Source organism: Phormidesmis sp. 146-20 (assembly GCF_052939475.1).
The window spans coordinates 31,148-50,370 of sequence record NZ_JBJPHT010000008.1; the positions used below are offsets into that span (position 1 = coordinate 31,148).

Annotated in this window: 19 protein-coding genes; 5 read left to right on the forward strand and 14 right to left on the reverse strand. The window is 48.4% G+C overall.

Features of this window, described 5'->3' with window-relative positions; genetic code table 11:
* Nucleotides 1-227: 227 nt before the first annotated feature.
* From ACKFKH_RS09095 to yqeK, 5 genes are all read right to left on the reverse strand, one after another.
* Nucleotides 228-599 carry a hypothetical protein gene (locus ACKFKH_RS09095; RefSeq protein ID WP_446857952.1) on the reverse strand — a complete coding sequence of 124 codons (372 nt, stop codon included), beginning with the start codon at nucleotides 597-599 and terminating at the stop codon, nucleotides 228-230.
* Between the two features lie 331 nt (nucleotides 600-930).
* Entirely contained in the window at nucleotides 931-1,818 is an 888-nt protein-coding gene (locus ACKFKH_RS09100) for a helix-turn-helix domain-containing protein (protein ID WP_446857953.1), read from the reverse strand.
* Nucleotides 1,819-1,854: 36 nt separating this feature from the next.
* The gene (locus tag ACKFKH_RS09105; protein WP_446857954.1) at nucleotides 1,855-2,385 is read right to left on the reverse strand and encodes a GNAT family N-acetyltransferase; all 531 of its coding nucleotides are present in this window, start codon (nucleotides 2,383-2,385) and stop codon (nucleotides 1,855-1,857) included.
* Between the two features lie 175 nt (nucleotides 2,386-2,560).
* Nucleotides 2,561-2,980 carry a ribosome silencing factor gene (gene rsfS, locus ACKFKH_RS09110; protein ID WP_446857955.1) on the reverse strand — a complete coding sequence of 140 codons (420 nt, stop codon included), beginning with the start codon at nucleotides 2,978-2,980 and terminating at the stop codon, nucleotides 2,561-2,563.
* A gap of 84 nt (nucleotides 2,981-3,064) precedes the next feature.
* Nucleotides 3,065-3,775, reverse strand: coding sequence for a bis(5'-nucleosyl)-tetraphosphatase (symmetrical) YqeK (gene yqeK, locus ACKFKH_RS09115; RefSeq protein ID WP_446857956.1), 711 nt, complete (start codon nucleotides 3,773-3,775; stop codon nucleotides 3,065-3,067).
* Between the two features lie 252 nt (nucleotides 3,776-4,027).
* On the opposite strand from yqeK, the gene ACKFKH_RS09120 reads away from it, so the two are divergent.
* Nucleotides 4,028-4,711, forward strand: a complete 684-nt coding sequence (locus ACKFKH_RS09120; RefSeq protein ID WP_446857957.1) for a zinc metallopeptidase — start codon at nucleotides 4,028-4,030, stop codon at nucleotides 4,709-4,711.
* A gap of 179 nt (nucleotides 4,712-4,890) precedes the next feature.
* Nucleotides 4,891-5,799, forward strand: a complete 909-nt coding sequence (locus ACKFKH_RS09125) for an Rpn family recombination-promoting nuclease/putative transposase (protein ID WP_446857958.1) — start codon at nucleotides 4,891-4,893, stop codon at nucleotides 5,797-5,799.
* On the opposite strand, the gene ACKFKH_RS09130 is transcribed toward ACKFKH_RS09125, so the two are convergent.
* Nucleotides 5,773-6,339 carry a DUF1499 domain-containing protein gene (locus ACKFKH_RS09130; protein WP_446857959.1) on the reverse strand — a complete coding sequence of 189 codons (567 nt, stop codon included), beginning with the start codon at nucleotides 6,337-6,339 and terminating at the stop codon, nucleotides 5,773-5,775. The two genes, ACKFKH_RS09125 and ACKFKH_RS09130, sit on opposite strands and share 27 nt — an antisense overlap.
* Before the next feature lie 13 nt (nucleotides 6,340-6,352).
* The gene (gene thrB / locus ACKFKH_RS09135; protein ID WP_446857960.1) at nucleotides 6,353-7,282 is read right to left on the reverse strand and encodes a homoserine kinase; all 930 of its coding nucleotides are present in this window, start codon (nucleotides 7,280-7,282) and stop codon (nucleotides 6,353-6,355) included.
* A 579-nt stretch (nucleotides 7,283-7,861) separates the two neighbouring features.
* On the opposite strand from thrB, the gene ACKFKH_RS09140 reads away from it, so the two are divergent.
* Both ACKFKH_RS09140 and ACKFKH_RS09145 read left to right on the forward strand, forming a co-directional pair.
* Nucleotides 7,862-8,842 (forward strand): decaprenyl-phosphate phosphoribosyltransferase, encoded by a 981-nt coding sequence (locus ACKFKH_RS09140; RefSeq protein WP_446857961.1) that lies wholly within the window; start codon nucleotides 7,862-7,864, stop codon nucleotides 8,840-8,842.
* Between the two features lie 222 nt (nucleotides 8,843-9,064).
* Complete coding sequence (locus ACKFKH_RS09145) at nucleotides 9,065-10,273, forward strand: glycosyltransferase (RefSeq protein ID WP_446857962.1); 1,209 nt, start codon at nucleotides 9,065-9,067, stop codon at nucleotides 10,271-10,273.
* 81 nt (nucleotides 10,274-10,354) lie between these two features.
* Here ACKFKH_RS09145 and ACKFKH_RS09150 read toward each other — a convergent pair whose 3' ends face one another.
* Complete coding sequence (locus ACKFKH_RS09150) at nucleotides 10,355-11,224, reverse strand: phosphatidate cytidylyltransferase (RefSeq protein ID WP_446857963.1); 870 nt, start codon at nucleotides 11,222-11,224, stop codon at nucleotides 10,355-10,357.
* A gap of 186 nt (nucleotides 11,225-11,410) precedes the next feature.
* Nucleotides 11,411-12,010: a precorrin-6Y C5,15-methyltransferase subunit CbiT gene (gene cbiT, locus ACKFKH_RS09155; protein ID WP_446857964.1), complete on the reverse strand. Its 600-nt coding sequence runs from the start codon at nucleotides 12,008-12,010 to the stop codon at nucleotides 11,411-11,413.
* A gap of 282 nt (nucleotides 12,011-12,292) precedes the next feature.
* Here cbiT and ACKFKH_RS09160 point away from each other — a divergent pair, with 282 nt between their 5' ends.
* Nucleotides 12,293-12,679 (forward strand): FHA domain-containing protein, encoded by a 387-nt coding sequence (locus ACKFKH_RS09160; RefSeq protein ID WP_446857965.1) that lies wholly within the window; start codon nucleotides 12,293-12,295, stop codon nucleotides 12,677-12,679.
* 31 nt (nucleotides 12,680-12,710) lie between these two features.
* Here the strand turns inward: ACKFKH_RS09160 and ACKFKH_RS09165 are convergent, their stop codons facing one another.
* From ACKFKH_RS09165 to ACKFKH_RS09185, 5 genes are all read right to left on the reverse strand, one after another.
* Nucleotides 12,711-14,258 carry an aminotransferase class I/II-fold pyridoxal phosphate-dependent enzyme gene (locus ACKFKH_RS09165; RefSeq protein ID WP_446857966.1) on the reverse strand — a complete coding sequence of 516 codons (1,548 nt, stop codon included), beginning with the start codon at nucleotides 14,256-14,258 and terminating at the stop codon, nucleotides 12,711-12,713.
* A gap of 382 nt (nucleotides 14,259-14,640) precedes the next feature.
* Complete coding sequence (locus tag ACKFKH_RS09170; protein ID WP_446857967.1) at nucleotides 14,641-15,489, reverse strand: YsnF/AvaK domain-containing protein; 849 nt, start codon at nucleotides 15,487-15,489, stop codon at nucleotides 14,641-14,643.
* Nucleotides 15,490-15,891: 402 nt separating this feature from the next.
* Nucleotides 15,892-16,362 (reverse strand): CAAD domain-containing protein, encoded by a 471-nt coding sequence (locus tag ACKFKH_RS09175; RefSeq protein WP_446857968.1) that lies wholly within the window; start codon nucleotides 16,360-16,362, stop codon nucleotides 15,892-15,894.
* Nucleotides 16,363-16,446: 84 nt separating this feature from the next.
* Entirely contained in the window at nucleotides 16,447-18,216 is a 1,770-nt protein-coding gene (locus ACKFKH_RS09180; RefSeq protein ID WP_446857969.1) for a hypothetical protein, read from the reverse strand.
* The gene (locus tag ACKFKH_RS09185; RefSeq protein WP_446857970.1) at nucleotides 18,123-18,617 is read right to left on the reverse strand and encodes a hypothetical protein; all 495 of its coding nucleotides are present in this window, start codon (nucleotides 18,615-18,617) and stop codon (nucleotides 18,123-18,125) included. The genes ACKFKH_RS09180 and ACKFKH_RS09185 overlap by 94 nt, the downstream gene beginning before the upstream one ends.
* Nucleotides 18,618-19,223 lie beyond the last annotated feature (606 nt).

Genomic DNA, 19,223 nt, shown 5'->3' on the forward strand with positions numbered 1-19,223 from the left:
CTTTTTAAGGGGCAGAAGGAATGAGCTATTAACCTGGCAATGTTTGCTATTACAAATGTAGAGATTGTGCTTCGACTTCGCTCAACACTCGATCGTTTAGCGGGTTGAGCGTAGCCAAAACTCACGCCAAAATGCAAATGTCAAATCTTTTATTGCCAGGTTACTAGGTACGACAACACATCCTGCGAGATCGTGATGCCCATCACGATACGACCTCTCGTAATCCATTAACCTGGGCCGGGAGAAGTGTCTTCAATCCAAATATCAACACAAACGTAATAGTCAGTCAAAGGAATTCCGAAGCATGATGTAGGCTGAGGAGGAATTACGCCCGTAATAATATTATTAATTACATTCTGTGAAGGGCGACTAATTCTTGTTTGCAGTTGATCCAACTGGCTCTTGGTGAGTTTTTTGGATAGCCTAACTGAACTAGTTTGAATTTTCCCCACTACTTGCTCTCGATTATGATCCTTTTTGGTGACCTGAAATTGAGATTCAGTTGTTCGTTGCTGGGCATTGACAATAAATACACTGCCAATAAAAAACAGTGTTAAGACAACTGCAAATAACACACCTATTCTGTATTTCTTTTTCATTTCTGTTCTCCTGTTAAGACGGAATCAAGGATGAGCAAACACACTTTCGATGTATGGGTAGCGTATTTTACAATGCACCTGTAGAACCTTTAAGTTACTGAGGCAAAAGATATCAGAAAATCCAATACTCCGAAATCTTTTAGGCTTGTTTGTGGTCTAATTCTTGCCAAAGCTCAGGCTCTCGAATTTGCATCATCAAATCCTCCACTTCAACTCAATTGTGGTGTTAAGTTGTGTAGCTCTGATCGCCCTTAGTTTCCAGGCTGACTTAACACTGGCAAATTCTCCTTCTGAATGTCTTGCACATTCTTATTGTTTTTGCACATTTTTGTTATGAGTTGAGCCAGATTTTAGGAGTTGCGCCAGTCAAGCGTTTGAAGTGACGATGTAGATGACTTTGGTGCGTAAACCCACAAGCGATCGCCACTTCTCCGATCGTCATCTCCCCTTGCCTCAACAAGTGCTTTGCCCGTTCGACTCGTTGTTGAATTAAATACCGATGGGGACTCAGCCCAGTAGCTTGTTTAAAGGCACGGCAAAAGTAGTGTTGACTCAGTTGAGCGATCGCTGCCAGTTCATTCAGACTCAATTCGCGCTCTAAATAATCGTTGATGTAGTCTGTGACAAGATGCAACCGATGTTGAGAGAGTCCACCTGTGTAAACTGGAGTGCTACAGGGCTGGGTTGCATAATGCCGTAGCAAATGAACCGCAAGTGTATTTGCCAGGGTTTCGGCATACAAACGACTTCCACTTCCCTGCGATTTCAGTTCTGCTTGAAGGGCCAACCCAATCTGATAAATCAGCCCATCTTGAATTCCAAACTGAGGAATCAACTCTACACGATCGGTTGCTAATAGGTCGATCGCGTTCAGGTTAAATAACTCTGACTTCAGGTTTAGGGAAAGCGTTTGAAGCTTACTGTTCCAGCAAAAAAAGTGACGACTGTAGATTGGACAAATCACAGCCGTACCGTGAAAGAAGGTTGCTCTATTGGATTTTCCTTCTACAACCTGCTCTACCTGGAGCCTGTGCCCTATATTTATGCTGATCACATAGTGATCGAGACAGTATTCGGGAGTTTCTCCAGGTGGTAGATGATGAGCTTCTATAGCCATGTTGCTCCACCCAGCATTGTGGCTTGTGAGAATGGGTGACTGCTCAAAGATATTCGGTAAACGATTCGTATGATTTGAATCAAATCTTTCCTGTGTTGACATCGCTCATCCTCCTTTTTTTCTCAAGAGGGGTCTTATTCAAGGTTCGTAGTTCCATGCCAGCTCAGGCAGATTTCTCACCATGTCGCGCAGACTTTGACCCGATAATTCGGCGAGTTGCCGGAAAGCCCTTCCAGACACATAACAATCGGCTCCTGGAAAACATCGGGCACAGCGTTGATAAAGCCGTTGAACGCTTCTTGGGTTCTCGACCGCCTGCCCTTTGATGTATGAGCCGCCCTGCTGCTGAATTTTGACAGCGATCGCGGTAATGAACTGGATTGCTACCCCCCGACCCCGATGAATCGGATCAACAAACAGATCAATCACTACGCCCCCCTTAAGGCAATGGTGAAGATCATAGGATGATTCCCAGGCTGCAAAAGCGATTAACGTTTGGGGTTCAGCTTCCGCGACCATCATTTCAAATTCACGTCCAAAACCGTCTTGTGCCAGCTTTTGAGGGGTTCCTCCGCAGGGACGCTGAAACGTTTCTTGCATGAAGACTGTTATTAGTTTTTCCAGGTTTGAAATATCGTCTGGAGTTGCATTGCGAATGTAGTAAGACATTATGCAGGCACCTTCATCTCTATAACTTTTTTATAACCCTATCAATAAAGAATAGATCGCCCAGAGCCTCTAGAAAATACTCAACAAAGAGGCTCAGTTCTAACTTCAATGTTAAAACCAAGCCTGAATACTTATCTTCAAGATTCAATGACTGACCCAAAACTTAGCCCTTCTCTTAGCCGATCGCCAGTGGCTCGTAGGCAACTTTGGGCGCATGTCCCCAGAAGGCTTCGAGGTCGTAGTGTTCGCGCTCTTGGGGCATGAGAATGTGGACGATCACATCGCCGTAATCTTGCACCACCCAGCCGCCTTCTGCCAATCCCTCTGATCGCAGGGGTTTGCGGTTGAGCGTTTCTTCTACTTCGTCTTCGATGGCGGCGGCGATCGCGCGAATCTGCACCTTAGAAAAGCCCGTCACGATCACAAAATAGTCTGCCAAGACGGTGACTTCTCCCACTTTGAGCAGCACAATGTCTTCACCCTTGCGATCAGAGGCAGCATCGGCGATCCGAGTGGCCAGTTCGTAGCTCGTATCAAAATCTGGGGCGGAAGATGCAATCGTCGAAAGGATTTGCTCTTTAGAAAAATCTGTCATTAATGTTCAGGTTCCTTGATTAGGTAAATGGTTAGTGCGATCGAGGCAGTTAGAAACGGTAGGGTGGCATGATTTTCACTCCAGCTAAGGGTCAGGGTTTGGGAGGTTGGCTCTTTTGGGGGGCTTGTGGGTCACCGTTTGCATAAACCAGTTGCGAGTTAGCACCGTGCGGGGATGAATCAGGTGGTGAGCATTGAGCAAGTGTCTGAGTGAATGATCGGAGGCGCGCCAGATGGCTTCTTCTAGATCTTGCCGACTTAGTTGTCTCAGAGCCTCTAACTCAAGGGCGTCGCCTCGTCCAGGTTCTAGGCCATCTGCTAGATAGACCACACAGCTTAATGGACTCATCCCTGGTCTGCCCAAGGTGTGGTCTCGAATGGCTTGCAGCACTGCTTCGTCTCGGATTTCAAATTCATCTCTGGCGACGATCGCTCCCACGTCAGCGTGAAGTAAATGAGGATTAGACTCATCCACTGCGTCCAGGGTTAGCCCTTCGTCTTTGGACATTTGCAGGAGCCGCTGGGGTTTAAAGAACTTCGCCAGGTCGTGCATCAGGGCTGCTTGAGCCGCTTTTTCTACATCCAAGTGATGGTGCTGGGCTAGAACGATCGCCAGTTGCTCAACGCGCAAAATATGTCGAATTCTAGTTTCGGGAACGTGAACCTTGAGCCAGGTGAGAATCCGCCGCCGAAGGGGATTGGCAGGATTTGAAAAATTATCCGCAGTCGAGTGTTCAGCATGACGGACATCAGCTTTAGGTGGATTTGGACGTACCGCCTCGAACGACTCACGCATGAAGGCAGAAAGCTCCTGTCAGTGCGACACGATCGACCTTAGAAAAATTGAATTTAGAAAACAAATAGCACAAGATTTTGCATAAGTAGGACGAAAGATTCTCTTATTTTAGCTCAATCGCTCCGATCCATAAATTTGCTAACAATCTGTGATGATGTACGGAATCCCCCCAAAGAGGGTTGCGGTTTGAAGTGCTAACATAGGCTCAAAGCAAATCAGCAAAGCACTTACACGACATTTGGGTAGAAGATCATGTATTTTCATCCGTCTTACCTGTTATTGATTCCGGGCATGATTTTGGTGTGGTGGGCCCAGCAGCGCGTTCAGGGCACTTATCGCAAGTATTCTCAAGTACGATCGAGTCTAGGAATGACCGGGGCTGAGGTGGCGCAGACGATTCTCAAAAATATGGGGATTCACAATGTAACGGTCGAGCCGATCGCAGGAGAACTGACGGATCACTACGATCCCAGTGCTAAGGCAGTTCGATTGTCTGAGGTGGTATATGGGTCTGACTCTCTGGCGGCGGCGGCTGTGGCGGCTCACGAGTGTGGTCATGTGCTGCAAGATGTGAAGGGCTATAAGCCAATGAATATGAGGGCGGCGCTGGTTCCGGCGGTCAATTTGGGCGCTAACTTTGGGCCGATTTTGATTATGGCTGGCTTGTTTATGGGCGCGATCGGCGGAGTTTTTATTCAGATTGGCATTGTGCTATTTGCGGCGGTGATTGTCTTTCATCTCGTCACGCTGCCTGTTGAGTTTGATGCGTCAAATCGGGCGCTGAGAATCATTGACGAGCTAGGAATTTTGCAGGGTGAAGAAAATCGGGCGGCCCGCAAAGTGTTGAATGCTGCGGCGTTTACCTATGTGGCGACGGCTCTATACGCTGTGTTTCAGTTGGTTCAATATCTAATTTTGGCCAATTCTCGCCGTTAGTTTCTGGTCGTCTTAACTAAAGATTTTTGAGCAGGGCATCTAAATCAGATGTCCTTTTTATTGGTTAAAACTTGTAGCAAGATGAGTCTAAAAGCCTGTTTTAACGTCAGTTCGATGAGAGTGACTCGCTTCGTTGAGCGCTATCACCGTTTTGTTGTCTAGTGAGTTGTCGAAATCTTATGGTTGATCACGATCGTCTCTTCAAGGAGCTGCTCACTACATTCTTCGCTGAGTTTTTGGATCTATTTTTGCCCGAAATTGCCAGCACGATCGAACGAGACTCAATCCAGTTTTTGCCGCAGGAGTACTTTGCGGATCTCACGTCTGGAGAGGACAAAATCATTGATCTGCTTGTTGAGGTCAAACAGTCTGGTGAGGAAGTTGGATTCCTTGTCCACATCGAAGCTCAGTCATACACTCAGTCGAACTTTGCCCGAAGAATGTTTTTTTACTTTGCCCGTCTGTACCAAAAGTATGTGCAGAGGATTTATCCGATTGTTGTCTTCTCGTTTGATGAACCCCTGAGAGCCGAACCGCAAACGCACACTGTGGAGTTTTCAGGATTAAAGGTTTTAGAATTCAATTTTGCTGCAATCCAACTCAATCAGTTAGACTGGCGCAACTTTATCGATCAGCCTAACCCAATCGCAGCCGCTCTCATGTCCAAGATGCGAATTGCCCCACAAGACCGCCCCAGAGTGAAAGCGGAATGTTTGCGGCTATTGACCACATTGCGCCTTGACCCCGCAAAAACCAGACTCATCTCAGGATTTGTGGACACGTACCTGCGGCTAAATGAGGTTGAGGAGCCATTGTTTGCTGAGGAGATTGGTAAATTAGAGGCAACAGAACAGGAGCAAATTATGGAAATCACAACCAGTTGGATGGCTCAAGGGATTGAGCAAGGGATGGCTCAAGGAGAACGATCGCTGATTTTTCGACTGCTGGCCCGAAAAGTTGGAGAAGTGCCAGAGGCTTTACGCAGACAGATCGAAGCATTACCCATTGAGCAACTCGAATCCCTTGGAGAAGCTTTACTCGACTTTTCTAGTGTGTCAGATCTAGAGAGATGGCTGTCCCATTTGTAGAATGCCTGCTTCTTTGAGAGCCGTGCGAATTGAATCTACTCTTTGACGGTTAACGCCCAAATCCGATTCGCCCAATCGAGAAGCTGATCGCACTTGAATCACGCCCGCAGGTTTGTCTAGATAAAACTCCACATCATCGACAAAGCCCATCAGTTTGCTGGTGAATTCGGCGTAGAGATAGTTCTCAGTTTCAGCAACGATTCTGGTTCTGGGTTGCGCCTGAATGGTTTGCTTGAGGTTAGCGAATGCCTTTTCAGGACTGGTGGCGTAGCGCAGGGGAGCGATCGTATGGGCTTGATCTGCTGTTTGACTATTCACACAGTTGGGCGTACTCGGACAGGCTGCCAGCTTGCCATTCTGAACTCCCAGATTAGCCGGACGTGTGCCCGAAAACGAAAATAATGCAAACAAAGGGGTTGGCTGTAGGGGTTGAGCAGACACCGAAACAGACATTGTGAGCCAGCAGCTTGCAACTAACAGAGCCGTCACGATCGATTTAACACTAAAAACTCTAAGCATTTGCCAAAACACGTCACTCATAGTTAATCCACAGTTAATCCATACAAAGCTTACCGTCTTCACCCTCACTCCTCACCCCCTCCCGATCGATCTGCAACCCCTTCACCTCAACGCCAACACCCTCCCGCATCCAGGCTTTCTCCATTGCTGACTGAACCGCTTCTGCATTTGCGGCACTTGATAACGCGAGTAAAGTTGGGCCCGCCCCACTGATCACCATTCCATGAGCACCCGCTGACAGGGAAGCCGATCGCACCGCTTCAAATCCCAAAATTAACGTTTGACGATAGGGCTGATGAATACGATCGTCAAGTGCCGCCTTGAGCCAGTCTGCGTTTGCGGTTTCCAATCCTCGCACCAACAAACCCAGGTGAGCCGTATTAAAGATGGCATCAGCGCGACTGTAATCGGTAGGCAAAACGCGACGAGCTTCTGCGGTAGAGAGTTCAAAATCGGGAATGGCGACGATCGGCATCAGGTCAGAATGCCAGTTCAATTCACAGATTTCCCACGCCCGATCGCGGCCCGATGCCGCCAATCGACAGCCCCCAAGCAATGCAGGCACCACATTATCAGGATGTCCTTCGAGGGCGATCGCCAGGTGCATGATCTCGTCTTGACTCAGCGGCGACCCTGACAGACTATTGGCACCCACCAGCCCACCGACGATCGCCGTTGCCGAACTGCCCAATCCTCGTGCGAGGGGCACATTCATCTCTATCTCTATCTCAACCGCAGGCGGGGTCTGTCCCAGATGGGCAAAAAACTTGCAGAATGCCTGATATACCAGATTGCTGTCATTGGTGGCGACGCGATCGGCTTCTGCCCCCGTTGCCGTAATTTTGAGTGGTTTTTGAGACGACGGCGTAAATTTGAACTGGTTATACAGCGTCAGGGCAGCCCCTAGACAATCAAAGCCAGGGCCAATGTTTGCTGTTGTCGCAGGGACTCGAATGGTGGGCATAAGAGGGATGAGGGATGAGGGATGAGGGATGAGGGATGAGGGAGAACTTCGATGATCTGTTTCCCCTTTGGGGGTAATCCGCTTCGCGAGGGGGGATGAGAAGGATTCAAAAAGACATTTCCATAGAATATCGGATGGCGGGAAGCGATCGGCTCTCAATTCTCAAAAACCTCCGTTTGTCCCGGCTTTCTTACACGACGTTTGATCTTGATTTGAGTGAGAAGCTTAACGAAACCAAGCTCGTAACAATGTGTTGTCAACGCGAATCTGAACTTCACGGGCAAGATTACGTCAATTTGCAGTCTCCTGAATTCTCTTTTTAAGGGAAGTTAGGGGGGATCTTCGAGATCACAGCCTGCGATCGAGGACGCTTTCAACCATCACTTTCAACCATCAAAGATTGAGCGTTCTGAGTTCTTTCTTGCTTGAAACGCTAGATTTGAGCCTTTGTGAGGAGCATTTAAAGATTTCTTGAGTAGAAGATAAATGTTTTCTGGATAGGTTGCTTGCTTTGATGGTTAACTCTAGATTAGTCAGTAGATAGCCGGATGCGCTGAGAAGTCTTCCAGGAAAAAGATCATGAATTCTCGTGCAAATACAGATACCAGTAAATCGATCTCCGTATCCTCACGCACTCGATTTCTAGCTCATCTTAAAAGCTTGCGACCTCGCCAGTGGACAAAAAATCTGGTTGTGTTTGCGGTGCCTCTCTTTGCATTTAGCATTAATCTGCCGTCGTTTTTGGCTGCGACTCTGGCCTTTGTGCTGTTTTGCTGCGCTTCTAGTAGTTTTTATCTGATCAACGACGTGGCGGATGTAGAAGCCGATCGTCAGCATCCCGTCAAGTGTAAGCGCCCGATCGCGGCGGGTTGGGTAAAAGTGCGGACGGCGATCGCGATGGCGGTTCTTTTATTGAGCAGTGCCTTAATTTTGGGATGGTTAACCGCGCCTGCATTGGGAGTCACGCTGATCGCCTATTCGCTGCTGCAAGTTGCATACAACCTCAAACTAAAGCGCACTCCCATTTTGGACATCATTGCGATCGCCGCTGGGTTTGTTTTGCGTGCTTTGGCTGGAGGGGCTGCGATCGGAATTGCTCCATCGGTCTGGTTTTTGCTGTGTACTGGAATGCTGGCGCTGTTTTTGGGAGTCGAAAAGCGCAAAGCTGAACTTCGACTTTTACAAGAACGTGGGGGAAAAACTCGCAGCGTGCTGAAGCGCTATTCTCTACCACTGCTGACTCGGATGGAAAGTACTGTGACGACCGGAGCGCTGATGAGCTATGCCCTGTGGAGTTCTGGCCCGCAAGTCAACGGCGCGTCTACTCCCTGGATGATGTTGACCTTCCCATTTGTGCTATATGGTATTTTTCGCTATCAGCTATTGAGCGATCTCAAAGTTGACTCGCTTGAAAATTCTTCCACTCCTGAGCTAGGAGAACGGGCGGAGCGTCCAGAAGAAGTGTTGCTTACCGATAAGCCAATCCTCTTTACGGTGGTCAGTTGGATTGTCACAATCTTCGTGATTTTATGGCTCAAGCATCAAGGCATCATTGTTTAGGGATGAGGAAGGCTGCGCGAGGAGGGAGGAGGGGTTGTCTGCGATGATCTGTTCCCCCTTTGGGGGTAATACGCTTCGCGAGAGGGATGAGGGATGAGAACTTGTAGTACTGCTCACGGTTCCTAAATCAGTGACATTTGTTTTAGGGTCTGCTTTCACCCTGGAATAATTCAAAGTCAGCGCTTTTGTAAAATTGGGATCGGCATTAGGCGGCGTAAATAAATGAGAATTTTGCAACTGCATAACCGCTATCAGATTGTGGGCGGAGAGGAAGGCGTTGTTCAAGCTGAGAAGGCGTTGTTGAGCGATCGCGGCCACACCGTTGAGTTGCTAGAAGTTAGTAACGATGAGATTGTCGGAGCCTGGAGTAAAGCGATCGCAGCGGTGAGTGCGGTTTATTCCCAGACTTCTAAACTGAAGGTGAGAGAAGCGATCGCTCAGTTTCGGCCGGATGTTGTTCACGTTCACAACTTTTTTCCGCTGCTGTCGCCTTCGGTTTATGATGCCTGTCGAGATCAAAAAATTCCTGTGGTGCAAACGCTGCACAATTATCGGTTGGGCTGTCCCAGGGCGATGCTGTTTCGAGACAATCAGATCTGTGAAGACTGTCTGGGGAAGCCGATTCCACTAGCGGGGATTGTGCATGGCTGCTATCGTGGCTCTCGGTCTCAAAGCGCGGTTGTGACAGCAATGGTGAGTTGGCATCGGCTGCGGGGCACTTGGCAAGAGCGGGTCAATGCTTACATTACGCTGACTCAATTTCAAAAAGAGAAGCTGACTCAGGCGGGGTTGCCGATCGCCAAGATTCACGTCAAATCTAATTTTGTGTTCGCACCCGAAGGGGTTTCTTTCTCCAATCCTGCTGATCATCACAATGCATTATTTGTAGGCAGACTGGCAGAAGAAAAAGGCGTTGCTGTTTTGATTGATGCTTATGTGCAAAATGCGTTGACGCTACCATTAAAAATTGTCGGCGAAGGGCCTTTGCGAGAAGTGTTGCAGCAGCAGGTCAAAGAGGCTGGATTAGAGGACACGATTACCTTTCTTGGCAGACAAGACAAAGCGACGGTTCTCCAACTCATGCAGCAAGCTCGATTTTTGGTGTTTCCGTCGATCTGGTATGAAGGGTTTCCGTTGACGATCGCCGAAGCGTTTTCCTGCGGGCTTCCGGTTATCGTCCCCAAACTGGGCAGCATGGCAGAAATTGTAGAAGACGGACAGACAGGCTTACAGTTTGCTCCCAGAGATGCAGCCGACCTAGCCACAAAGATGAAGTGGGCAGAACAACACCCAGCAGCGATCGCCCAAATGTCAAAACAGGCTCGTCTCACCTACGAAACTAAGTACACCCCAGAAGCCAACTTTGATCAACTGATGAAAATTTATCACCAAGTATTGAACGATCAAGGATTAGACAACCCGTCATTCTGACTAGCAGTTCTAACCCGCGAAGGTGAGTTTTATTCAGGTAAGCACAGGATTTGTCAGGTTTATCTCCTCACTCCTCACTTCCTACTTAGGCAACAACGGCAAGACGATCGTCACAAAATAATAGACCAGCGGAGCCGTAAAAACGTAGCTGTCGGCGCGATCGAGAATGCCCCCATGCCCTGGAATCAGTTGTCCAGAGTCTTTAACGCCTGCATCTCGTTTCATCATCGACTCTGTTAAATCGCCTAACAGACTGGCAATCCCGATCAGCAAACCCAGCGCCACCCCTGTGATCGGCCAGCCCGACCAGTTGAGATACCACGATCCCAGCACGCCAACTGCTACACTAGCAGCGACTCCAAACACGGCACCTTCGACAGTCTTTTTGGGGCTGATATCTGACAGGCGAGTTCGACCGATCCACCGACCGATCGTATAGGCTCCGATGTCAGCGGCCCAGATACACAAAAAGGCCAGCAGCGTGTTTGTCAAACCAATCGGGAGCGCCTGAAGTCCTTGCCAGGAGGTGATCCAAAAGCCGTCGAGCGGGAGGTTACTGGCTTCAACTTGTCCCAGCGATCGCAGGCGAATCCAATAGCTCGGCAGATAGCCCCCATAAAACAAGCCCATGATCGAAGCAGAAATATCCGCGATCGTCGCCAACTTAGGCTGAAACAGCAGATAAAAGCAAATTAACGTTCCTGCAACCGGAAAGATCGCATCTGCCAGACCGGGCGAAAGGTTGGAGACCACCAGCAAAATTTGACTGACCACCAGCGTTGTTTTGCCAGCCGGAGCAAACCCTTTGGCGCGAGCAAGCTGAAAATATTCTAGTTGCCCAAAATAAATAATCAGACAAAACCCCGCCGTAAAATACCATCCACCCAGCAGCATAATGGTCAGGGCGAAGGCAATCAGGACAATCCCACTCAAAATACGAGACCAAGGCATAACACTAATTTTGCATGAAGAGAACCTGGTCTAACTGTCCAACCATCCGCTGACTCCATTGCTCAATCAAATCATTTGGCAAATTAGCCAGAGGTTAAGAAGGTTAAGAGTTGCTTTGGAACACTTTAGCTGATTTGGAGAGACAAACCTAGTTTTGCGTTTTGAGTTCTTCACAATCTCTCTCGTTCATTCTATTTTTTCGCCACTCAAAACAAAAATTGGATCGACCGCGATAAAGGTTTGACTCGTGCCACGGGTTTCGAGGCGATTGACCGCCGACTGAACCACTTCAATATTCCTGGCGTGAAGGTCGGAGAAGCTTTCTGAAATCTGGTAGAGCGTTTCCAAACTGACGGCCGTGGCGACGATGCGACCCTGGGGTTTGAGTTGTTGCCAGACGGCCTTGAGAATCGCTTTGATCGGGCGACCGCCTTCGATACAGACCCGATCGGGCTGAGGCAAATTTCGCAGACAGTCGGGCGCAGTTCCTTCGATCACCTGGACGTTTTTGATCTCAAAGCGATCGCAGTTGTGCCGGATCAAATTCGCGACCTCCTCATCTCGCTCGACGGCGATGATCTGCCCACTAGGACAGAGCAACCCTACTTCTACAGGAATGGTTCCTGTGCCTGCGCCGATGTCCCACAAAATAGAGTCTCGTTTTAGTCGCAGTTGAGACAGCAGTAGTAGCCGAACTTCACGCTGAGTCATTGGAATGCCAGGAAGATTCTCGAAAAGATCATCGGGAATGCCGGGGGTGAGGTAGGGCCAGAGGGGGGAGGGCATGGGGAAGGGATGAGGGATGAGGGATGAGGGATGAGGGATGAGGGATGAGGGATGAGGGATGAAAGGTGGTGACCTATTGGTAGGTGTGGCAGATAGAGACATTGGACATTAGAGAACAGGGCAGGAGCCAAAAACTTGCTTTGTCTACAGTGCAAGGTCTACAGTCCAGAGTCCACAACTCTCAGTCCGTCCGGCTTGATGGAGGCTTGATGAGTTTATCCTAATTCTCCTGAGTGAATCGGGCACACTGCCTAAAGGAATTGACACGTAGACGATCGACCCATGCTTTCACATCTGTTGCTTGTTAGAGACGACCAGGGCGAACATCAAATTACGCTGGAGCGCAGCCTTTGCACGATCGGGCGAGATCCGAGATGCACAGTCCGGCTGGCTTCACAGTTTGTTTCTCGTCGCCACGCTACGCTGATCCAACTGCCGCTAGATGATGGGAGTTGCCGCTATCAGATTGTGGATGGTAGCCCCAAAGGAAAGCCCAGCGCCAATGGATTGTTGATCAACGGGCGTAAGCTGCAAACTCATGTGTTGTGCGATCGTGACAAAATCGTCTTCGGCCCTCAAGTTTGGGCGGTCTATCACTTATTAGAAAGAGACGGTGTAGAGGGAGTCTTTGTGGGCGATGTGGATGCGACGTTACGGGCAGACGACTAAAGTGCTTTTCTATTGCTTTTCTATTGCTTTTCTAAAGTTTGACGACTTGGAGCGTTTGCAGGGTGAGATCGGCGCAACCGCTGATCATGCCACCTGCTAGAAGAACTTGCTGTAGATAAATGAGAACGTCTTGAGTGATTTTTTCACCAGGAAACAGAGCAGGAATGCCAGGGGGATAGGGGCAAATCAGCTCTGCGCTGATGTGATCAACCGTTTGAGCGATCGCCAGCGTTTCTGTTGTAGCAAAAAAAGCATCGCGGGGAGAGTAGAGAAGAGGGGGAGGGAGGAGGGAGGAGGGAAGAGGGAGGAGGGAAGAGGGAGAACTTTGTTCCGCTTTGGGAGGGATGAGGGGTTGTCTTCGATGATCTGCTCCCCCTGGGGGGTAATACGCTTCGCGAGAGGGATGAGGGTTGGGATGGCGTGCAAGTTGGGTGAAGGCTTGGATGAGTTGGTCGATGTCTTGCTGAGTGTTGCCCAGGCTGATGATGAAGGTGAGATGTTTGAGAGAGGGAAACTCGGCGGTGACTTTGAGGTGTTGATGGAGGCGATCGTCGGCAGCAAAACCATCCCATCCTAACTCTGAAACAGTGACGGTGAGACGGGTGCGATCGAGCGCCAAAAATCCTGGAGTTTTCCCGGCTTGACTGGGTTGGAGTGTGGAAACAGGAATTTTCTCAAGGCGCGATCGAGCGTTATCTGCCAGATTTAGCGTGTGTTCTAATCGTTCTAGTCCCTGGGTGGCCATTTGCTGACGAGCCGCGTCTAGTGAAGCAAGTAGGAGGTAGCTAGGACTGGTCGATTGAATTAGCTGTAAGGCTTTTTGGATGCGATCACGCTCAATTCTCTGCCCTCGAAGATGCAGCATGGCCGATTGAGTCATCGAAGCCAGGGTCTTATGAATCGACTGCACGGTTAGATCGGCTCCGGCCGCTAAAGCAGCGATCGGCAAATCGGGATGAAAGGCAAAATGTGACCCGTGAGCTTCGTCAACGATGAGTGGAATGTGATGCTGATGGGCCATTTGAGCGATCGCCTCCACATCACCACACACGCCATAATACGTCGGATACAGCATCATGACGGCTTTAGCGTCGGGGTGAGCGGCTAGTGCTTGCGCGACACCATCAGGCGTAATGCTGTGGGCAATCTCCAAAACGGGATCGTATTCAGGATTGACAAAAATGGGAATCGCGCCGGAGAGAATAAGTCCCGCGATCGCTGATTGGTGCCCATTGCGCGGCAGAATAATTTTGTCACCAGGGCGGCAGGTCGCCAGAATTGATGCGATCACACCACAGGTCGAGCCATTGACCAAAAACCAGGTTTCATCTGCTCCAAATGCTCTGGCCGCCAGTTGTTGAGCCGCCAAGATTGCTCCTTGAGGCGCAAATAGATTGTCCAATTCGGGCAATTCTGGGAGATCCGATCGTCCCACTTGAGTCCCCAACAAGTCGGTCAATTGGTCTGGAAAACCTTGTCCTCGTTTGTGACCTGGCGTGTAGAAAGATGCGTTGGACGATCGAGCGCACTTTTGCAGACTCTCTAGTAAAGGCGTGGTTTCTTGAAAGTCAAATTCCATTTGGATTCGTCATTGATTTGCGGTTAGGGTCATTTGTTTAGCAGCAGTTTTGTAGCGATCGTATTCATCGGACGCAGACACCTTTTGCACATTAACCAACCATAATGGTACGTTACAGTAGCACTTCTTACGCTGCGTTGCTTAGACTGCAAGAACAAAGTGTGCCTTCGCGCATTAAAGAAGTAAGTAGGTGAACAGAATAAGTTTCACAGTGAGGCAGCGCGAACTGAAACTTTCAACCGATTTGCGGTGTAATTTCGTACAACTACTTATTCGTGCTTTAGAATTGGCTTTGAACAACAATGGCTCCTTAATCCACATAAAAAATCAGGTGGAGCCATGACCCCACCCATCTATTGAGCTTATATTGAGCTTTAACTGACTAGATGTTTTTCTCGATAACAGGACGTCCTTCTGTGTCCACATCTAGTTCTTCTCGGCGAAGCTGTTCTTCAGCAGTAACAGTCTCTTGCTCAGTGACTTTTCTAACCTGCACTTCTTCACGCACAAACGCCTCTTTATGAATGTCGGGCGTTTCTTCATAGACCTCTACTCGCGCAACTTCTCCTTCTTGGAAAGCATACTCACCCGGAGAAACCGCCGTTTGTGCCGTTGCAGCAGTTCGCTCGACAACTACGCGCTCTTTTTCAATCGGAACAGAAACTCGTGCTGTCTCAGTTTCGACCCGCTTTCCGACGGTGACTTCGCCCGTTTTTTCGCGATGCTTAGTTGCAATCAGACGCTCTTCATACAGCTTGAGGTAAGCATCTTGAGCCGCGTGTTTTGCTTTGTCCCAACTTAGCCCAGTGTTAGCATAATTTGTTTCATAGGCGCTCTTTAGCTCAGGTTCGATCTCTTCAAACGTTTTGCCTGTCTCGGCATGACGATCGAAGGCTTCATAGCCAGTTTTATAGGCAGGTGCATAATCATCGTAGGTTTTGTCTGCCTCAACATAGGGTCGAGACGTGTGATTCGTTCGCCAGTGTGCGTCTTCTGTAGTGGGGTCGATCGCTTCAGCCGCACCTTTGCCAAATAGCCCGCCCCCGACTGCTCCGATCGCGGCTCCAACGACTGCCCCAACAGGGCCGCCAACTACACCACCGATCACTGCGCCTACTGAGCCAGCTCCTGCTGCACCAATTCCAGTTCCGACAGGGTGAGCACCAGGTTCTCCTGTAATGGGATCGAGATTTGCGTCTGGTTCGTTGAGATTTTTTTTAGAGTCACTCATGATGTTGTCCTAGTAATGTTTTGAGATTGAAATTTCAAACAAAGCTATCAGCAGAAGCACCAACTAAAGACTCAACGCCACAGCTACTACAAGGAGTGGATATTAAAAAACCTGGTTGCAATAACCTGTGGAACAAACCACTGTCAAGCCCCTATAAGGTAGTCGAATGCTTCGTCAGTCCAGCTAATTAAGTGTTGTGTTGCACTTGTCTTCCCAAGCAGTAATGCTGAGGCTAGTTTACAAAAAGATGATGTTTTGAACACCTATCCATAGGAGTACAAGACGCGAAAATCGATACCCACAAAGATCAGTATTCCTGCTTGAGAACTGCTCAATGTTCTATTCGATTTGATATTGATGGAGTTAGAGTTTCTAAAGCGTTAGCCAGCATCTAGTTAGACTTCAAGAAATCTCGCTCTTATCAGCATCTAAGATTTCTCCTACTTCGCCAATAACCTCCTTCTTAAGTTTGGCAACCTTTTGAGAAAACTCTTGCTGTTGAGATGCAGTGAGCAAGTTGTGGTAAACAAACCAACCTACATAGATGATACCAACTAGCTCAAACAAAGGTGAAAGAATTGGAATGCTAGTGGCAACGCTGAGAATCCCGCCTAGCACTGTCAGGAGTAGATTTAGACCAATCGCTGCTAACAGCACCCAGCCGACCGCTTTGAGAATTGGGAGGTAGGGTTTTAAGAACTCAGCACTGTAATTGATCGGATCACTCAGGAATTCTGAAGTTTTGGCTTCTATCAATTCTTTAGAAGGAGTCTCAACAGTTGTCTTTTTGAATGGAATAGAGTCACCAGTAGGGATATCAATAATAGTCGTTTCAGTTTTTACTTCAACAATGTTTTCGGTGTTTGTAGACATGAGAAATCTCCTGATTTAAAACAATTGATTTAGGATAATTAGACAACAGTGAGGGCAGATTCTACTCCGCCCCCAATATTGGAATTAGAACAGTGTCCGAACCGCTAAGAAGCCCGCGATCGCAGACGCTGCCAAAGAGGTTAAAGCCGTTCCAAATAGCCACCAAGCCGCCGTCGCCGCTACTTTTTGAGTTTCGATCGCTTGCTTTTTAGCTTCACGCTGAACCGCTCTGATGCGTTTTTTGGCTTCTATTTGAATTCGTTCAGCCCGATGTAATACACTGTCTCGCGTTGATTCGATTTGATTGATAATGCGATTGGCATCCGCTTCGGAGATATCTTCACGAGAGCTAAGGACGGCAACTAGCGTATCGCGATCGAACTCCCCTAGCCGCGATTTTAAGGCCTCAAATCCAGCTTGAGGGTCATCAAACAAAGTGCTGAAATCTTGCTTAATGCCTTCATAGCTCAGTTCCGGGCGCTCTAGAGAATCAAGATAGCTGCGAATCTTGCCAAATACAGTGTCGATCGTAGATTGAAAGGCTTGTTGAACTTTCTGAATCTGCTCCGTCACTGCTTTGAAGTTTGACTCAACCTGATCCGCAATTCGGTTTGCTTCTTCTTCACTGATGTCTTCGCGCTGAGAGAGCAAAGCAACGAGTGTAGAACGATCGAAGCGAGACAGGCGCTCACCTACACTGCTTAACCCTGAGCGAGGATCTTGAAGTAACCGTTGGAGATCTCGTTTAATGCCGTCCGGGTTTAGTTCTTCTTTTTGAGTATTTCGCAAGTAGCTTTCGAGACTAGCTTCAAAGTCTACCGCTTGTTTTTGGGCACGTTTTGCCAACCGACGCGGCGCTTTGATCGTGTCACGAATGGCGGTTTGCACCTGGTCGATCGCTTGGTTTACTTGCTCCTCCGTCAAGTTACCTTCTTGGGTGAGCAGTTTAACTAATGTTTCACGGTCAACCTGAGACAGGCGAGAACGAATGGCATCGGTTCCTGCTTTTGGGTCATTTAGCAGCGTCTGTAAGTCGCGTTGAATGCCGTCTGGATCGAGTTCTTTCAGGTCTGTCTTACGCAAGTAGTCAGCAATCACAGTTGTCGTTTGTTCGTATTGCTCTTTTGCTTTGCCTGCTAGTTTTTGCGGAGCTTGCAGAATGCTAGTACGAACTGATTCAACTTGATCCAAAACTTGATTGACTTGCTCTTCGCTCAGGTCTTGACGTTGACTAAGGAGTTGAACTAGGGTGTCACGATCGAACTGAGAAAGGCGTGATCTCAAAGCACTGAATCCGGCTTGAGGATCATCAAACAAGGTTCTTAAATCTCGCTCAATGCCTTCTGGGTTCAGTTCTTCTTTGTTGGTATTCCGCAGATATTCTTCAACTTTGCGTCGAAGTTCTTGTGCCTCAGACTGCACTCGCTCCTGAGCTTCTTTGGCCTGCGAGAGAACAGTATCGCGGGTAGATTCAAGCTGACCAACAATCTGACTAGCCTCTTCAGGATTGATGTCTTCGCGCTGCCCCAGTAGCTTTACTAACGTGTCGCGGTCAAGCTGTCCCAATCGATCGCCCAATGCCTCTAAGCCCGCTTCTGGGTCTTCTAATAGCAGTTTGAATTCACGCTCGATCGCTTCTGGATTAAGTTCTTCTTTGCCTGTTGACTTCAGATAATTTTCAACTCGACTGCGAAGATCTTGCGCTTGGTTTTCCGATTCAGACTGTTGTACAGAACTGAAAACTTCAGCACGAACAGCTTCTAGCTGATCCGCAATGTCTTGAACGCGATCGGGTGTAAACCCTTCTCGACGTGAGAGGATTTCAATAAACGTGTTGCGATCGATGCCTTCCAATTCTCGACGAATCGCACCCGCATCAGCTTGCGGATCAAAGTAGACCAGATGACAACACCAATGATCGCACCTAGAACACTACTTCCGACTAAGCTCAGTTTTACAGCGAGAAAGCTGGCGGCAAATAGAGCGATCGTTACGGTTAATAGGGCCCACATCCCAACCTTAGATTCCGTTTTGCGAATAGAGGCGCCCAGACTATCTGAATCATCGTCGTCTGAATCGGGTAACGTGCCTGGAGTGGCTACGATCGCAACTGATAAATTGGTCAATAGAAACTGAAACGCAAACGCCATCATTACTCCAGCCAGCAGTGAGATTAAAAACTGAGGGCTAGAAAAAACAAAGGCTGTCTCTTCTACAGGCACTTGTCCTACTATTAAATTTGTTAACTGAAACATGATACTTTTCCCATTTCGACTTTATTGACTAGAGCTACTGTTCGCGCCTCAGAACCTTTGATTTCGTCTGACTGCGGTTCGCTTGCAATCTAACTTAGAAACCTTCTATTAAAAATTTCCCAAGTTCAATCCCGTAGCGTCTCGGTTGTGATGGGGGCGGTGCTACGTTTGGTAATTCCTTTTGTGGGAGTAGACTTAGAGAAACAAAATGCGAGTCGCTCAACAAAACCCGCATCCTATGCACTGAGGCTTTTCTGGCTGATTCGCCCAATTACAGAAGCCTTATTGTTAGCTGAACTGTTAACTGAGTCATTTATTGTTGCTGACATAGGAAATTAGAGGAAATCAGGAACACTATGGAGATCTCAACGTGAGGCGGTTTAGTGGAGTAATCTCCCCAACTCCCCTTAAAGAGGAACCTGAAGAAGTTGCAGACCGCGCGGCGTTGCTGATTGAAGGGATGAATCTGTGGGAAGTGTCAACTTTTCCGCCCCCTAAATCCCCCAATTTTGGGGGACTTTGAACATTTAGTTCCCCTTCGCATTAGGGCAATTCATCCTGTGGTTCAGCAATGCCCAGACCGCGCTACTTCTGGACGATGTCAGA

Bases quoted from the DNA above. Each gene is read 5' to 3' on its own strand.
- ACKFKH_RS09160 (WP_446857965.1), top strand. From the start codon at position 12,293: ATGCTTTCACATCTGTTGCTTGTTAGAGACGACCAGGGCGAACATCAA.
- ACKFKH_RS09170 (WP_446857967.1), bottom strand. From the start codon at position 15,489: ATGAGTGACTCTAAAAAAAATCTCAACGAACCAGACGCAAATCTCGAT.
- cbiT (WP_446857964.1), bottom strand. From the start codon at position 12,010: ATGCCCTCCCCCCTCTGGCCCTACCTCACCCCCGGCATTCCCGATGAT.
- ACKFKH_RS09165 (WP_446857966.1), bottom strand. From the start codon at position 14,258: ATGGAATTTGACTTTCAAGAAACCACGCCTTTACTAGAGAGTCTGCAA.
- ACKFKH_RS09095 (WP_446857952.1), bottom strand. From the start codon at position 599: ATGAAAAAGAAATACAGAATAGGTGTGTTATTTGCAGTTGTCTTAACA.
- ACKFKH_RS09140 (WP_446857961.1), top strand. From the start codon at position 7,862: ATGAATTCTCGTGCAAATACAGATACCAGTAAATCGATCTCCGTATCC.
- ACKFKH_RS09130 (WP_446857959.1), bottom strand. From the start codon at position 6,339: ATGAGTGACGTGTTTTGGCAAATGCTTAGAGTTTTTAGTGTTAAATCG.
- ACKFKH_RS09185 (WP_446857970.1), bottom strand. From the start codon at position 18,617: ATGTTTCAGTTAACAAATTTAATAGTAGGACAAGTGCCTGTAGAAGAG.
- yqeK (WP_446857956.1), bottom strand. From the start codon at position 3,775: ATGCGTGAGTCGTTCGAGGCGGTACGTCCAAATCCACCTAAAGCTGAT.
- thrB (WP_446857960.1), bottom strand. From the start codon at position 7,282: ATGCCCACCATTCGAGTCCCTGCGACAACAGCAAACATTGGCCCTGGC.
- ACKFKH_RS09150 (WP_446857963.1), bottom strand. From the start codon at position 11,224: ATGCCTTGGTCTCGTATTTTGAGTGGGATTGTCCTGATTGCCTTCGCC.
- rsfS (WP_446857955.1), bottom strand. From the start codon at position 2,980: ATGACAGATTTTTCTAAAGAGCAAATCCTTTCGACGATTGCATCTTCC.
- ACKFKH_RS09120 (WP_446857957.1), top strand. From the start codon at position 4,028: ATGTATTTTCATCCGTCTTACCTGTTATTGATTCCGGGCATGATTTTG.
- ACKFKH_RS09175 (WP_446857968.1), bottom strand. From the start codon at position 16,362: ATGTCTACAAACACCGAAAACATTGTTGAAGTAAAAACTGAAACGACT.
- ACKFKH_RS09105 (WP_446857954.1), bottom strand. From the start codon at position 2,385: ATGTCTTACTACATTCGCAATGCAACTCCAGACGATATTTCAAACCTG.
- ACKFKH_RS09125 (WP_446857958.1), top strand. From the start codon at position 4,891: ATGGTTGATCACGATCGTCTCTTCAAGGAGCTGCTCACTACATTCTTC.
- ACKFKH_RS09145 (WP_446857962.1), top strand. From the start codon at position 9,065: ATGAGAATTTTGCAACTGCATAACCGCTATCAGATTGTGGGCGGAGAG.
- ACKFKH_RS09100 (WP_446857953.1), bottom strand. From the start codon at position 1,818: ATGTCAACACAGGAAAGATTTGATTCAAATCATACGAATCGTTTACCG.